This window comes from Streptomyces sp. AA1529, assembly GCF_000280905.1.
Classification (GTDB): domain Bacteria; phylum Actinomycetota; class Actinomycetes; order Streptomycetales; family Streptomycetaceae; genus Streptomyces.
In genome coordinates, this window is sequence record NZ_ALAP01000092.1 from 34,626 (window position 1) to 50,475 (window position 15,850).

At 72.8% G+C, this 15,850-nt stretch carries 9 protein-coding genes and 2 pseudogenes; 6 read left to right on the forward strand and 5 right to left on the reverse strand.

What is annotated here, in order from left to right:
* Positions 1-178 precede the first annotated feature (178 nt).
* The gene (locus A949_RS34635) at positions 179-1,735 is read left to right on the forward strand and encodes an SDR family oxidoreductase (protein WP_019358983.1); all 1,557 of its coding nucleotides are present in this window, start codon (positions 179-181) and stop codon (positions 1,733-1,735) included.
* A 179-nt stretch (positions 1,736-1,914) separates the two neighbouring features.
* Entirely contained in the window at positions 1,915-2,604 is a 690-nt protein-coding gene (locus A949_RS0126040) for a pyridoxamine 5'-phosphate oxidase family protein (RefSeq protein ID WP_019358984.1), read from the forward strand.
* Between the two features lie 146 nt (positions 2,605-2,750).
* On the opposite strand, the gene A949_RS0126045 is transcribed toward A949_RS0126040, so the two are convergent.
* Positions 2,751-3,653 (reverse strand): universal stress protein, encoded by a 903-nt coding sequence (locus tag A949_RS0126045; protein WP_026005044.1) that lies wholly within the window; start codon positions 3,651-3,653, stop codon positions 2,751-2,753.
* Positions 3,654-4,506: 853 nt separating this feature from the next.
* Here A949_RS0126045 and A949_RS0126050 point away from each other — a divergent pair.
* The gene (locus A949_RS0126050; RefSeq protein WP_019358986.1) at positions 4,507-5,397 is read left to right on the forward strand and encodes a trypsin-like serine peptidase; all 891 of its coding nucleotides are present in this window, start codon (positions 4,507-4,509) and stop codon (positions 5,395-5,397) included.
* 133 nt (positions 5,398-5,530) lie between these two features.
* Positions 5,531-6,418 carry a universal stress protein gene (locus A949_RS0126055; RefSeq protein ID WP_019358987.1) on the forward strand — a complete coding sequence of 296 codons (888 nt, stop codon included), beginning with the start codon at positions 5,531-5,533 and terminating at the stop codon, positions 6,416-6,418.
* Between the two features lie 160 nt (positions 6,419-6,578).
* Here the strand turns inward: A949_RS0126055 and A949_RS0126060 are convergent, their stop codons facing one another.
* On the reverse strand, positions 6,579-7,784 hold the full coding sequence (locus tag A949_RS0126060) for a low temperature requirement protein A (RefSeq protein WP_037707744.1): 1,206 nt from the start codon (positions 7,782-7,784) through the stop codon (positions 6,579-6,581).
* A 196-nt stretch (positions 7,785-7,980) separates the two neighbouring features.
* Positions 7,981-8,888, reverse strand: a pseudogene (locus tag A949_RS34640) (universal stress protein).
* Positions 8,889-9,403: 515 nt separating this feature from the next.
* Between A949_RS34640 and A949_RS0126075 the strand changes: the two are divergent.
* Positions 9,404-10,948 carry an alanine/glycine:cation symporter family protein gene (locus A949_RS0126075; RefSeq protein WP_019358991.1) on the forward strand — a complete coding sequence of 515 codons (1,545 nt, stop codon included), beginning with the start codon at positions 9,404-9,406 and terminating at the stop codon, positions 10,946-10,948.
* Positions 10,949-11,379: 431 nt separating this feature from the next.
* Positions 11,380-12,603, forward strand: a pseudogene (locus tag A949_RS39310) (MFS transporter); the annotation flags it as partial.
* Between the two features lie 351 nt (positions 12,604-12,954).
* Here A949_RS39310 and A949_RS0126085 read toward each other — a convergent pair.
* On the reverse strand, positions 12,955-14,766 hold the full coding sequence (locus A949_RS0126085) for a GAF domain-containing sensor histidine kinase (protein ID WP_019358993.1): 1,812 nt from the start codon (positions 14,764-14,766) through the stop codon (positions 12,955-12,957).
* Positions 14,767-14,884: 118 nt separating this feature from the next.
* Positions 14,885-15,568, reverse strand: coding sequence for a response regulator (locus A949_RS0126090; RefSeq protein ID WP_019358994.1), 684 nt, complete (start codon positions 15,566-15,568; stop codon positions 14,885-14,887).
* Positions 15,569-15,850: the final 282 nt, after the last annotated feature.

Below are 15,850 nucleotides of genomic sequence, written 5' to 3' on the forward strand. Positions count from 1 at the left end.
GCCGGACGCCCGGCGGATTGGCCGGCGCCCGCACCGGGCGGCGGCACCGGCCCGCCCGGTGCCGCCGCAGACGTGTCGCGTGCTCCGGAGGGTATCCGTCACCGGGAGGATGCGGGGAAGCGGGCCGCAGCGGGTACCGCGCGTGGGGATCGTGGACCGGCCGAGGTGGAGGCAGAGGATGGCGGAGCAGCCGGCGGACGGGCGGCGGTGCCTGGTGACGGGCGCGACCGGCTACATCGGGGGGCGGCTGGTGCCCGGGCTGCTGGACGCGGGATACGCGGTGCGCTGCCTGGCGCGGTCGCCGGAGAAGCTGCGCGACCATCCCTGGGCCGATCGCGTCGAGGTGGCCGGCGGCGACCTCACGGACCGCGGCTCGACCGCGGCCGCGCTGCGCGGGATCGACGTCGCCTACTACCTGGTGCACTCGCTGGGCACCGGGAGCGGCTTCGAGGAGACCGACCGGATGGCCGCCCGCCTCTTCGCCGAGGAGGCCCGGACGGCCGGGGTGCGGCGGATCGTCTACCTCGGCGGGCTGGCACCCGCGGGGGTGGACGAGCGGGAGCTCTCGCCCCATCTGCGCTCCCGCGCCGAGGTCGGCCGGATCCTGCTGGAGTCGGGCGTGCCGACGGCGGTGCTGCGTGCCGCGGTCATCATCGGCTCCGGTTCGGCCTCCTTCGAGATGCTGCGATATCTCACCGAACGGCTGCCGCTGATGGTCACCCCGAGCTGGGTGCGCACCCGGATCCAGCCCATCGCCGTACGGGACGTGCTGCGGTATCTGGTCGCTGCCGCGGCACTGCCGGCCGGTCTCAACCGCACCTTCGACATCGGCGGTCCGGACGTGCTCACCTACCGGGACATGATGCTGCGCTACGCGTCCGTGGCGGGGCTGCCCAGGAGGCTGATCCTTCCCGTCCCGGTACTCACCCCGGGCCTGTCCAGCCACTGGATCGGGCTGGTCACCCCCGTGCCGCCCGCCGTGGCACGGCCACTGGCCGAGTCGCTGCGGCACGAGGTCGTCTGCCGCGAGAACGACATCGTGCGGTACCTCCCGGGACCGCCGCAGCAGCCGCTGCCCTTCACCCGCGCGGTGGAGCTGTCGCTGCGACGGGTCCGCGACCAGGAGGTGACCACCCGCTGGTCCTCGGCCTCCGTGCCCGGCGCCCCCAGCGATCCGCTGCCCACGGACCCCGACTGGGCCGGCGGCACTCTGTACACCGACCGGCGCGCCCGCCGGGTGTCCGCCTCTCCGGACGCGCTGTGGCGGGTCGTGGAGAGCATCGGCGGGGAGAACGGCTGGTACTCCTTCGACCCGCTCTGGGCTGCGCGCGGCTGGCTGGACCGGCTGCAGGGCGGAGTGGGGCTGCGCCGCGGCCGGCGCGACCCGGGACGGCTGCGGGTCGGCGACTCGCTGGACTTCTGGCGGGTGGAGGAGGTGCGGCCGGGCGAGCTGCTGCGGCTGCGCGCCGAGATGCGGCTGCCCGGACGGGCCTGGCTGGAGATGTACGTCGACCGGACCGCGGACGGCCGTACCCGCTACCGGCAGCGCGCGCTCTTCCGCCCGCACGGCCTGGCGGGCCATCTGTACTGGTGGAGCGTCGCCCCGTTCCACACCGTGCTCTTCGAGGGCATGGCCCGCAACATCGCCCGGGCCGCCGAGCAGGGCACCGGGGACCGGCCCGCCGGCCGGAGCACTGGACGTCGCCGCCTGCTTTCCCGCCGCCGTCGGCGGTAGCTCTCTCCGGTCCGGGCGGAAACCGGGGATCGCCGGGAGCAGGTGGCGGGGCGGTGACCCGATCGGCGGCGCCCCGGTGGCGCGGCTCGCGCCGCCCTGCTGACCTGGAACAGACGGCTCACGAGCCGCGAGACGCAGACGGCACGCCGCGCCGGGCGGCGGGGTGGAGGTCGGGGACGATGCACAGCGAGGGGCCGGAGCCGGACGGCAGCGGCGCGGACGCCGCGGGCCCGCACCAGGACTCCTTCACGAACCGCTGTGCCGTGCGCCGCGAGCAACTGGGCCTGTCCCGGGACGAGGTGGCCCGCCGTGCGGGCATGTCGGTTGCCTATCTCGACCGGCTGGAGTCCCTGAGCGACGACTTCGATCCGGCCGCCCTGATCCGCCTCGCCGCCGTCCTCGACCTCCCCTTCGACGAGCTGAAGGAGGGCCCGCGGGAACCCGGGCCGGGCCGTCGGCCGGCCGCGGCCCGCCCGCAGCTGAGCCGGATGTCGGAGGACGAGTGCTGGCGGCGGCTCGGCACGCACGGTGTGGGCCGGGTCGGCCTGGCCGACGGGCCCGCGCCGGTGATCCTGCCGGTCAACTTCCTGGCGGACGGCCGCACCGTGGTCTACCGGACCGAGCCGGACGGGCCGGCGGCGGCTGCGGACGGGGCCGCGGTGGCCTTCGAGGTCGACCGGACCGACGAGCGCCTCAGCACCGGTTGGAGCGTCCTCCTCACCGGTACCGCCCGGCATGTCACCGATCCCGGCACGCTCGAGGACCTCGCCTCCCGGCCGGGCGCTGCCCCGTGGGCGGGCGGGCGGCGCGAGCTGTGGGTCCGTGTGCAGCCCGGCGAGGTGACCGGGCGCCGGATCCGCACCCGCTGACCCGGTACGGTTCCGAACCCCGGATGCCGGGTCCGGCGCTCCGGGCGACGGGCGACGGGCGACAGGCGACAGGCGACAGGCGACAGGCGACAGCTTCGCATGGTCGGCCGGTGCGCGGACGCGGAGCCCGCCACGCGGCCGGCGGATCAGGTGTGCGGGACGACGGCGACGGGGGTGCGGGAGTGGTGCATCACCGCGTGCACCACGGATCCGACATGGGGGCCGAAGCGGGAGGTGCGCTGCCGCCGTCCGACCACCAGCAGAGCCGCGTTCTCGGCGGCCTTGACCAGCAGCGCCGCAGGCTGTTCGAGGAACGCCCGGACATCGACCTCCACGCCGGGATGCCGCTCGCACCAGGGCCGCACCTCGGCGGTGACGGCGGCGGCGCGTTCTGCCAGCAGTTCGTCCAGGGCCATGGTCGCCCGCGGCAGGGTGCGCGCCCCGTAGTAGGCGGGCGGCTCCCAGCCGTGCCGGATCTCCAGCGGTGCCGCGCGGCGCCCGGCGGCCTGGAAGGCGAAGTCCAGCACCTCGTCGCAGGGGCGGCCCAAATCCACGCCGGCCACCACCGGGCGCGCGGCACCGCGCTCCGCGTCCGCGGCGGGCGCCTCGTCCGCCTGCGGGCTTCCCGCACGGGCCCGGACGAGGACGACGGGGCACTGCGCGTGGGCGACGGCGGGCAGCGCGACGGAGCCGACCAGATAGCCCCCCAGGGTGCTGAGTCCGCGCGATCCGATGACCAGCAGATCCGAGGTCTCCGACAGCTCGGTGAGCAGCCGGGCCGGTTCCCCGGTCGCCGACTTCGTGCTGACGGCCAGGTCCGGGAAGTCCGCCGACAGTTCGGCGATGGCCTCGTGGAGGACCTGCTCGGTGTGGCGGCGGGGCGCGTCACTCTCGTCCGGGACGACGAGCTGGTCCAGGGCGCTGTCGGCGACCTGCACGTGCACGAGCTGGAGCGGTGCGCCGCGGGCGGTCGCCTCGCGGGCCGCCCAGCGGACCGCGGCCGTGCTCTCCGGGGTTCCGTCGGTGCCCGCCGTGACGAAATGGGCCATGTTCGCTCCCAGGCCGGAAAACTCCATACCTCGCATACCGGACGTCTTCAGGTTCCCGCGGTCCCGCTCGACTGTCCACCGACGCCGGACGCAGCAGTCGGACTGCCGGGGATCCCTGGACGGTGCCCTCACCCCGGCCGAGGCACCACCTGACGCTCAGAGCGGAGTCGCGGCGGCGGATGTGCAGCGGCCCCGCTGGAGACAGCCCCATCGGGACCCGTGTGCGAGCGCCGACGGCGGAGATCGGCCGACGCCTTGATCACCGCGCCCCCTCTCCCGACGGCGGGGTTGGCCGGGCCGTTTGCGCAGTGCGCCGGAAGGGGCGGCACGATTGGCCCACGAGATCCAGCGCGGAGTCGAGCGGTGTGGGGGCTACACAAGCTCCGCTGCCGCGCAGCTCGCCCTGAGGGGTATGGCGCCGCCACTGGAAACACGCCGGCAAGGGACATTCAGATGGCGCTCGGCTGCGTGGTGGAAACCGTCGCGACCCGACCGGGCCCCTGCGTCTTCCGAAACGGCGGAATTCCCGCCTCCCCCGACACTGTGATCATCCCTGTCCACGTGCCCGTTCCCGGCGGCGACGGACGCACGACGAGTCGTCACGCCACGGGAAATGGCGAACCAGCCTCCACCTGCCGCGACGTCCGGACAGCCTGAAGACGGACAGCACCCAAGGGCCGAGAATTCCACGCCGACGCCACTGAGGAACCATCGCGACGGGCGAAGTCAAGCGCCGGACGGCCTCACCTCGGTGACACCGGCCCGGTGTCACCGCAATGGACCAGCGAGCTGGCGGAGACAGGGCGCCCGAGCCACCCTCGATCGGAATCGAGCAGATTGCGTGGAGGGTGACATGCAGCACGAGATGATTTCGGTCTCCGACGAGGAGATGACGGAGACGCTGACCTACTGGACCGATGAGCGCATGGACCAGGCACGTCCGGCGCCACTCCGCGTGGTCCCGGCCGGCGAAGTCGGGCAGTACCGAGAGGACACAACTCCGGGAGGGACGTCGGACGCCTTCGCCCCGTCAGGAGAGATGTCGACCGGTCTCAGTTCGAGCACTCCCTACAAGACCGACCCCAACACGCGCCCCTTCTGGAACTGCGGACGCATCTTCTTCACAGACCCGCAGACAGGAGAAGACTATTGGGGGTCCGCCGCTTTCACTGGGCACCCTAATGTAATTATGACCGCAGCGCATAATGTAGTCGAGAACGGAGTGTATTTCACCAAGCTATTGTTTTACCGATCCGCCTGGGGTATGGCGATCGGCACCTACGGACAGAAGATAGCGATCAAGGCGAAGTACACTCCAGGACAATGGAACTCGTTCGGGGACGAGCGCTACGACTATGCGTTCCTGAGGGCCGCGGAGCAAAGCGGCGCCGGATGGCTCGGACTCGATTGTCGAGGCTGCAATCTCCATGCGGATTGCACTTGCGTCGGGTATCCCCAGAATTACGGCGCCAGCGGCAAGGACATGTACGCCGTGGAGGGCTGCAGTCGCCCTGCAGGAGTGCTCATCAGAATGCTGGGAAATCCATTCAATTTCGGCGCCAGCGGCGGACCGTGGATCACCAACTTCAGCTCGACATATGCGCCGGAAAACAATATGGCCATAGCGATCACCACCCAGATGGACCTGGGCGGCGTCCCCGCCGTGTACAGCCCGGCATTCGACTCGAACACATTCGGTCTTTTTGCGCAGTGCAGGGACTACACCGGTGCGGATCCATTGTGACTGCCTGCGCACACGCGGAGCCACGGCACGCCACCCGGCGGGCACACCGTGCGGGCGGCGGCGGCAGCGGGTTCACTCCTTATGAGGGGAGGTACACAATCGCGGATCCGGCAGGGCGGAGGCTGAGTCATCCATGACGGACACCATCGCAGTGGGCTTCGACGGGTCGGCGGAGAGCCAGGCAGCGATCGACTGGGCCGCGCTGGAGGCCGAGCGGCAGGGCACGGGACTCCGCCTGGTCCATGTGTGGCGCTGGCAGCCCCACGCGTCGGCCGCCGACCCGGACAAGGAGCACGAGTGGATCGCCCGGGTCCCGCGGGAGGCGGCGCAGCGGCTGGCCGAGCACCACCCCGGTCTGCGCGTGGAGCAGCTGAGCGTGCCGGGGGTGGCGGCGGATGTGCTGGTCGAGCTGACGGAGGACGCCCGGCTGCTCGTGCTCGGCTCCCGGGCCCTGGGCAGGGCGAGCGGCTTCCTCCTGGGCTCGGTCGGGCAGGAGGTCACCGCCCGGGCCCGGTGCCCGGTCGTGATGGTGCGCGCCTCGTTCCAGGACGAGGAGGTACGGCAGAGCCGGACACCGCGGGTGGGCCCCTCCCCGGGGCCGGTCGTGGTCGGGCTCGATCTGGTCAAACCCAGCCGGGCGATCCTGCAGTTCGCCTTCGAGGCCGCGGCGCTGCGGGGTACGGGCCTGCGCGCGGTCCACGTGTGGAAGCTGCCCGCCGTCTTCACCTACGGCCCGCGAATGATCGACCAGACCCAGCGCTCGGAGCTGGGGCGGCGGGAGCATCAGCTGCTCTCGACCGCGGTGCTTCCGTGGCGGGAGGAGTACCCGCAGGTCACGGTGGACGAGCAGGCGGCGCCGGGGAACGCGTCGCGGCATCTGATCGAGCGGGCCGACGACGCGTCGCTGCTGGTGGTCGGGCGACGGGTGCAGCGGCCCGCGCTCGGCACCCGGCTGGGCCCGGTCACCCAGGCCGCCCTGCACCATGCCACGCCGCCGGTGGCGGTGGTCCCGCATATCTGAGGCTCCGCACATCCGAGAAGGCGCACTTCCGAGGGGGCGCGGGCGGGCACGCGGTGCGGCCCCGTCGGCTCCCGGCCGCCACACGGACCGGTGAACGCGCCCGCGTGGAACGGCGCCCCTGCGGCCCGGGGCGGTGGTGTCCGCCCACCCGCGCGGCGCCTCAGCCCCGTTCACCCACCCGCCACCGCAGGACCACCAGGTTGGCGGTGAGCGTCGCGGCGACGGCCAGCCCCATGCCCAGGACGGCGCCGCCCATGCCGAACACCGGCGGGCTGAAGCCCAGCCCCAGCACCACGAGTGCACCGGCCACCACCAGCAGGGCGTGCCCGACGGCTCCGGTCCCGGTCATCCGGTGCAGCACGCCCAGCACGAGCAGCACGATCACCACCGGTACGGCGACCGCGAGCCCCGCGGCCTGCTCGGTCAGGTGCGCGTGGTGCTGGGTCGTGTCCAGGGCGGCCTCCAGACCGCCGCCCACCGCTGCCAGCGCCGCGAAGACCACATAGTGGCCGTATCCCCACACCAGTGCGGTGCGCAGGGTGGTCAGTCGGGCGTCGCTGCCGGTGAAGTAGATCCACCACAGGGCGAAGACCAGCAGCAGCCCGCCGAGGGCGATCAGCAGCACGGTGGCGGACAGACCCTGGTCGGTGACGGCGGACTGGACGGCGGTGAGACTGGCGAGGATGACCTCACCGAGCACGATGATGGTGAACAGGCCGTACCGTTCGGCGATGTGCCCGGGGTGCCAGGTGGTGGCCCCGCCCCGGGACTCGGCCCAGGCGGGCACGGCCAGTTCGGCCACCACCAGCAGGACGAAGCTGGCCGGTGCCCATGCGCCCGTGGCCCACAGCCGGGCGATCCAGCCGCACTGCACCACGGCGACGCCCGCCGCGTACCGCAGGGCGCTCCGGCGCCCCGCGGGATGCCCGGCGGCGGCCCGGAGCCACTGGGCGATCATCGCGAGGCGCATCAGGACGTAGCCGGCCACCACGATCGCGAAATCGCCGTCCTGGAACGCCTCGGGCACTCCGGCGGCCAGCACCAGGGCGCCCGCCATCTGAAGCAGCGTCAGCAGCCGGTAGGGCACGTCGTCGGTGTCGTAGGCGGAGGCGAACCAGGTGAAGTTCATCCACGCCCACCAGATCGCGAAGAACACGGCAGCGTACCCGGCGAGCCCGGACTCCAGATGCCCCTCCGCCCAGGCGTGGTGGAGTTCGGCCGCGGCCTGGGCGACCGCCACCACGAAGGTCAGGTCGAACAGCAGCTCCAGGGGGGTGGCCGCACGGTGCTCCTCGCCGGGATCCCGGCCGCGCATCACCCGCCGCAGGGTTCCCGTCCGCTCCCCGAGGTTCCCGCCTGCACTCATCCCGCCTCACCCGCCCGGTGCTCGTCCGCCGCCCGCGGCCGGCCGCCGCAGGGGACCACAACGGATCCAACCGGAGGAGCCGGGCCGTGGCCCCGCGACGCACCGGCCGTCCGGATCCCGTACCCGGGTCGGCCACCCCCGCGGGCGGTGGAGACGGCCGGACGGTCCGGCAACGGGGCGCGGGGCAGACGATACGTCAGCCGTGGGAGACGACGGCGACGGGAACGGCGGCGTGGTGCAGGACGGCATGGGTGACCGAGCCGATGCGGGTGCCGATCCGGCCGTGCCGCGTGCGGCGGCCCACGACGATCAACGAGCCGTCCCCGGAAGCCTCCACGAGGTGGCCCGCAGGGCTGCCGATCCGGGACTCCTCGCGGACTTCCACCTCGGGGTACTTCCGGCACCACGGCCGCAGCGCCTCGGCGATCTCGGCGGCCTTCTGCCGGGCGAACTCCTCGTGCAGACCGAGGACCGCCGACATGCCGTAGACGTAGTAAGGGGCAGGTTCCAGGCGTGGACGGCCCGCAACGGGGCGGCGCGGCGGGCCGCCGCCTCGAAGGCGAAGGCGAGCACCGTGTCGTCGGGGCTGTCCGCGTCGAGGCCGAGCACGACGGGGCGGAATCCGGTCGCGGCGGAGGGGATACCGGCAAGGTCCATGGCGTGCTCGTCCGCCGCCTGCTCCCCGGCCCGCACGAACACCACCGGCCGCTCCACCCGCGCGGCGACGGCCAGCCCCACGGAGCCGACCAGGTATCCACCGAGCCCACCGAGCCCACGGGAACCGAGCACCAGCAGTTCGGCGTCCCCGGCAGCGGCGGTCAGCACCGCGTCGGGCGCTCCCTCGTGCAGCTCGACGGCCACCTCCACCCCTGGGTGGCGCAGCCGGATGCCGTCGGCCGCCTCACGGGGGATCCGGTCGGCCCAGTCCTGGAAGGTCTCCGCGGCCGCCGCCGGGGGCGGGTACGTGAGCGGGGCCGGGGCGGGCTCGCGCACGTGCAGGAGCCGCAGCGGCAGGCCGCGCCGTCCGGCCTCCCGGGCTGCCCACTCGGCGGCGGCACGGCTCTCGGGTGAGCCGTCGAGGCCCACGGTCACATTGCGGGACATGCTGGCGTCCCCCTCTCGTTCCGGGTGCTGCTGCGAGCATCGGCACCGGGCGGGGCGCCGGACAGGGGCCACAGGTCCCGGGGCGGGTCCCATCGGCCCCGCGGAACGGGCCTCTCGGGCCCGGAGCGGCGGGAGCGCGGACGCGGGCCGCGAGCATCCCCGCGGGAGAACGCTGTGGCGCGCGAATCCATGGTCAGTCGATAACAGGATGAAGGTGTCCGGATAACGGTCACGTCACGCGCCCAGGCAATTTGATTAGTTACTCGCCGTTATGTGATTTACATCACGTGTGAATCCGCAATGAACATGCTAGAACAGCGCAATCCCGTAACCGGCTCCACCCCATGCCGGCTCTGCGGACTGCCGGTATCAACTGCACAACCAGGGCGATCGCGGTTCGACTTCGCGGACCGACTCCCTCCCCCTCGCCGATCGGACGACGGCGTTCTGCTCCATGTCCGCTCACCGCGGCGCAGTCTCCCATGCGCCGGCCCGCCCTACAGGTGGTAACCACTGTGTCACTCGATTCCATAACCGACTCCATTGACAGTTCCGTCAGCGATTTCGTCGAACCCATTGCCACCAAGCTGGGTGAAATCGTCTTCTACTCCGTTCCCATCGGCGGAACCGAGCTCCCCCTGATCGTCGCCTGGCTCGTCGTGGCCGGCGCGGTCTTCTCCTCCTGGTTCGGCTTCATCCAGATCCGCAAGTTCCGGCTCGCGGTCAACGTGGTGCGGGGCAAATACGACGAAGACGGGTCGGACGGTGAGGTCAACCACTTCCAGGCACTGACCGCAGCGGTCTCCGGCACCGTCGGCCTCGGCAACATCGCCGGTGTCGCCGTCGCCGTCTCCATCGGCGGTCCCGGCGCCACCTTCTGGATGGTCCTCTGCGGTCTGCTGGGCATGGCCACGAAGTTCGTCGAGGTGACCCTCGGCGTGAAGTACCGCGACGTGCACCCGGACGGCACCGTCTCCGGCGGCCCCATGCACTACCTGCCCAAGGGCCTCACCGAGCGCTTCGGCAAGAACGGCAAGATCCTCGGCCGGGTGCTGGCGGTCCTGGCGTCGGCCATGATCCTCTTCTTCGGCCTCTTCGGCGGCAACCTCTTCCAGGTCAACCAGAGCTACGCGCAGCTCGTCTCCGTCGCGGGCGGCGAGGACGGCGCGCTGGGCTCCTCCGCCGGCGCGCTGTTCTTCGGCCTCCTGATGGCCGCGATCGTCGGCATCGTGCTGCTCGGCGGCATCCGCTCCATCGCCACCGTGACCAGTCGGCTGGTCCCGTCCATGGCTGCGCTGTACATCGTCGGGTGCCTGATCGTCATCCTGGTGAACATCACCGCTGTCCCGGACGCGATCGGCTCGATCTTCGAGGGCGCCTTCAACCCCGAAGGTGTCGCCGGCGGTATCCTCGGCGCGCTGATCATCGGCTTCAAGCGGGCCGCCTTCTCCAACGAGGCCGGCCTGGGCTCCGCCCCGATCGCGCACTCCGCGGTGAAGACCAAGCACCCCGCCAGCGAGGGCCTGGTCGCCCTGCTGGAGCCCTTCATCGACACCGTGGTCGTCTGCACCATGACCGCCCTCACCATCGTCATCGCCAGCCCCGACAGCTGGACCAAGGCCCGCACGGACGAGTCCATCGGTGGGGTCACCATCACCTCCGACGCCTTCGAGACCGTGCTCCCCTGGTTCCCGTACATCCTGACCCTCGCGGTCATGCTGTTCGCCGTCTCGACCGTGCTGACGTGGGGCTACTACTGCCTCAAGGCGTGGACCTACCTGTTCGGCCGCAGCAAGGTCAGTGAGCTGAGCTTCAAGGTCGTCTACACCGTGTTCGCCGTCGCGGGCGCCCTGCTCACCCTGCAGACCCTCATCGACCTGGCGGACGCCGTTCTCTTCTCGCTGGCCGTCATCAACATCATCGGCCTCTACCTGCTCGCCCCGATCGTCAAGCGCGAGCTGAACCACTTCCTGGAGTACATCCGCACCCGCAAGGCCGGCGCACCGGACAGCTCCGGAGGCGCCGACGAGGACAAGGACCCGGTCACCACGACCGTCTGACGGTCACTCCGGTCCACCGCGGAAGGGGTCCGGGTACGCCGAGCTCGGCGTACCCGGACCCCTTCCGCGTGTCCGGGGTTGCACGGGGCCCGGGCCCGGGCTGCGCGGCCCGGCGACGGCCCGGCGTCCGACTGGATGCCCGCACCCGACCGCGAAGGGCCGGGGCAGCCCAGCCGCCGGACGGCGCGTCGATGCCGCCGGACACCTGGCTCAGACGACCACCCAGCAGACCCGCCGTCGGCAGGCCCGGGACCGGGGCGACGGCGCGCACCGCTCCACGCTCCCCCGGGGCCGCTGACTTCTCCCGGTGCCCGCTGCTACATTGAGCCTCATGCTCCTCCTCCTGGCATAGGCAAGCGCAGACCCGCGACCCGCATCCGGTGCTCGCGGCACTCCGGCGTCTTCCTTCCGCCTCGACCGAGGAACATTCCGTGTCTGCGTCTGACCGAGGGCGGCTCTCCTACGCCGCCGTGCTCCGCCTTCCGTACGCCCGCCGCACCTTCGCTGCCGCCCTGCTCGGGCGGCTCTCCTACGGAATGCTCGCCCTCTCCGTGATGCTGACGGTGACCCGGGCCACCGGCTCGTATGCCGTCGCGGGCACGATCACGGCACTGTTCGGCGCCACCGGTGTCATCCTGGCCCCGGTTCGGGCGGCCCTCGTCGACCGCCACGGCCCACGCCTCGCACTTCTGCCGATGGCCCTGCTCTACGCGGGGCTCCTGGGCGCCCTCGCGGCGGCCTCCTGGCAGCCAGGGGCCCCCGTCCTTCCGCTGGGCACCATCGCCGCAGCCGCGGGCGCCGCGATGCCTCCGCTCGGCCCCTCGATGCGGGCCGTCTGGTGCGAACTCACCGGCGAACCGGCACTGTTGCAACGCGCATACAGCCTGGACGGCGTCGCGGAGGAGGTGCTGCTCGTGTCCGGGCCACTGCTGGTCGGCGCGCTGGTGCAGATCGCTCCTCCGGCGGCCGGGATCGTGGTGAGCGCGCTGCTGGTGGGCGGCGGGACCCTCGCCTTCGTCATGTCACCGGCCGTGCGGGACGTACGGCCCGCCGCTGCCGCTGCCGCTGCCGAAGCCGAAGGGACGGCACACTCCGGGGCACGGGTGCGGGGGACGCGGGCGCTGCTGACGCCCGTCGTGGTGGCGGCCGGGGTCGGGCTGTCCCTCGGCGCCATGGATCTGCTGGTCCTCGCGTTCGTGACGGCGCACCAGCACGGTGACGACATGGCCGCCTGGGTACTCGCGGCCCTCTCGGCGGGCAGCACGATCGGCGGGCTGCTGAACGGTGCCGTCAGCTGGCAGGCCGGGGCCCGAGTACGACTGCCGCGGCTGGCAGTCGTACTCGGTCTCGCGCTGGCCGCCGCGGGGCTCGCACCGGGCGTGGGGACTTTGACCGTCGCGGTGGCGTGTGCGGGATTCTTCGTGGCTCCGGCGCTCACCACGGCGTATCTGCTGGCCGACGAGGCGGCACCGCGGGAGCGCCGCACCCGGGCGGGTGTCTGGGTCAACACCGCGGTGAATGCGGGAATTTCCGGCGGCACGGCGACGGCCGGTCTGCTGGCAGCACGGCTGCCGCTCGGGGTGTGCTTCGCGTTCTCGGGCGGCGTGACCGTGCTCGCTGCCATGGCCTGCGCCGTGCGGAAGCCCGAAGCCGCCGGCCCGCCGCTCGGCGAAGGGTGTCCTGGCAGCCAGGAGTCCGCCCAGGGCGAAGAGTCCCCCGCACTCTCCCCCAGCCCCGGCGTCCGTGCAGTGCCGAGGGAGTCCCCCGCTCGTCGCCGGGGTCCCGGACGGGGAACAGGAGGTGAGCGGGGCACAGCCGCGGACGTTCCGCTCTCCGCATGCCGGTGGATCAGCGCTCCGGTCGGCCACCACGTCCCGGTCGCCGTCCGCAGGTGTCCGGTTCGCCGACAGTTGCCCCGGCGACCACCCGTGCCGCGTGTCCGCTCCTTGGACCACGGCCACTCGATCCGGCCCCCGACGGTGCCGGGGACAGAGAAACGGGGCTCGTCAGGCTACCCCGCGGCCTGCTTCGCGAGGGGGTGTCCGAGCCGGAGCCCCAGGGCCGTGGAGGGGCACCCGCCACACCAGTGCGGCGCCGCCCGACGGGGGACCGGCCAGCTCCAGCTCGCCGCCCAACTGCCGGGCCCGCTCGGCCATGTTGCGCAGTCCGCTGCGCCGGCCGCCGGGCGGGATCCCCCTGCCGTCGTCCGAGACCGCCAGCCGCAGCTGCTGCCCGTCGGTCTCCAGCACCACTTCGGCCCGGCTCGCACCCGCGTGCCGCGCCGTGTTGGTCAGGGCCTCGGAGAGGACGGCCACCACGTGGTCGGCGACCTCGCCGGACACCTGGGTGTCCAGCAGCCCCTCCATCCGCAGGCTCGGCGGGAAGCCGAGCACGGGAGCCGCCTCGCCCACCGCACGCACCGCGCGGGCACGCAGGCCGGATCCGGCCGCGTCCTCCCGCGCCCGCAGGCCGAAGATGGTGGTTCTGATGATCTTGATGGTCTCGTCCAGATCGTCCACCGCACGCAGCACCCGCTCGGACGCCTCCGCGTGGTCGATGAAGCGCCCCGCGCTCTGCAGCGTCATCCCGGTGGCGAACAGCCGCTGGATCGCCAGGTCGTGCAGATCACGGGCGATGCGGTCGCGGTCCTGGAGCACCGCGATCTCCTCGGCGTCCCGGCGGCGTTCGGCCAACTCCATGGCGACGGCGGCCTGGGCCGCGAATCCGCGCAGCGGCTCGGTCTCCTTCTCCGAGAAGGGGGTCCGGCCCGCCGCCCGGACCAGCAGCACGACGCCCCGTACGCGGTCACCGGAGCCGATGGGCACGGCCACAGCAGCGCCGAGCCCAGCCGACGGGAGCCCGCCGCCCGGCCCCTGTCCCTCGCCCGCGGCGGGAGGAGGACCGGTCGTGCCCCCGCCGGTGCCGGAGAGGTCCGGGGCCGAGACCGCGGCGGCGCTCTCGAAGGCCCGCCCGATCAGGCCGTCCCCGGCGGGCAGCACCAGCCCGCGGTACGCCTCCGCCTGGAGCCCGATGGCCAGTTCGACGGTGAGCGCGTCGGTCCCCTCCATCGGCACCGCGACCACGGCCAGCGCCGCCGCGGTGATCTCCCGGGCGCGTTCGGCGATCAGCCCGAGAACCTGGCCGCGGTCGCTGCCGGACATCAGGTTGTGGGTGATCTCCGCACTCGCCTGCAACCAGCGCTCGCGCAGCCGGGACTCCTCATAGAGCCGGGCGTTGTCGATGGCGACCCCGGCCGCCACGGCCAGGGTGGAGAGGACCGACTCGTCCTCCTCGTCGAACTGCGCGCCACCCCGCTTCTCGGTCAGGTAGAGATTGCCGAAGACCTGGTCCCGCACCCGGATCGGAACGCCCAGGAACGTGTTCATCGGTGGGTGGTGCGGCGGGAATCCGTAGGAGGCGGGGTGCGCGGAGAGCTTCGGCAGCCGCAGCGGCTCCGGATGGCGGATCAGTTCCCCCAGAATCCCGTGCCCCTCCGGGAACGGACCGATCCCGGCGATCTGCTCGTCGGAGACACCCACGGTGAGGAACTCGGAGAGCCGCCTGCCGTCCGGGCCGATGACCCCCAGCGCGGCGTACTCGGCGTCCACCAGGACGGCGGCCGCCTGCACGATGCCGCGCAGCGCCTGTTCCAGGTCCAGTTCGCGGCCGACCGAGAGCACCGCCGCCAGCAGATTGTGCACCCGGTCCCGGGTGCCGCGGGCCGCGTCGAGCCGGGCCTGCAACTCCTCCAGCAGTTCGTCGAGGCGCAGCTGCGGCAGCCGCAGGCGGGGTTCGCGGGCCTCCTCGGAGTCTCCCACCGGTGCTCCTCCACCTCCGCTGGACCGTGCCGCGGGGCGGCGGCCGTCGTGCTTGCGCACCACGGTAGCGGCCGTCGGCGGGGGGCGGTACCGGGCGCCCGTCGGGCGGCGGGGCCGCTCAGCGCTCCGGTGCCGTCCGATGCCGGGCCTGGGTGGCGATGACGGCCGCCTGGACCCGCCGCTCCACCCCCAGTTTGGCCAGCAGTCGGGAGATGTGGTTCTTCACCGTCTTCTCGGCCAGGTAGAGCCGACGGCCGATCTGCCGGTTGGTGAGTCCCTCACCGATCAGGGCCAGGATCTCCCGCTCCCGGTCGGTGAGCCCCAGCAGCGCGTCCGGCTCCTCCTGCGGCCCGCCGCGCAGCCGGTCCATCAGCCGGGCCGCCGCGCGCGGGTCCAGCAGCGACTGGCCCTGTGCGACGGTCCGCACCGCCGACACCAGGTCAGAGCCCTGGATCTGCTTCAGCACGTACCCGGACGCTCCGGCCATGACCGAGTCCAGCAGCGCCTCCTCGTCGTCGAACGAGGTCAGCATCAGGCACGCCAGGCCGGGCAGCCGGGAGCGCAGTTCGCGGCAGACGCGCACGCCGTCGCCGTCCGGGAGGCGGACGTCGAGCACCGCCACGTCCGGGGCGAGAGCGGGCACCCGCGCCAGGGCCTGCTCGGCCGTTGCGGCCTCCCCCACCACGTCGATGTCGGGCTCGTCGTCGAGCAGATCGTGCATACCGCGCCGCACCACTTCGTGGTCGTCCAGCAGAAAGACCCGAGTGGGCTCGCCGGGTCCGGGACGGTCGCCGTCCGCCATCGCATGCTCCTCGTGTTCCCGTGGTTCCCGCGTGCCGAGCTCCCGCGGCCGGTGCCGTCCGGCGCCGCGGTGTGCGGGCCTCCCTCCGGATCCTTGCGCACTTCCGGCCCGCAACGCGAGGGCCGGACGGCCCTGATGCCGCGTGCCGGACGGGGGCGCACCGATGATGCCGGAGCCCGGCCCGCCCCGGGGCCGGAACCGCGGACGGCCGGCGGGGCGCCCGGACAACCGGCGCCGCAGGGCCTGCTGGGGGCCTCCTCCGGCGGTACGGACGGTTGCCGG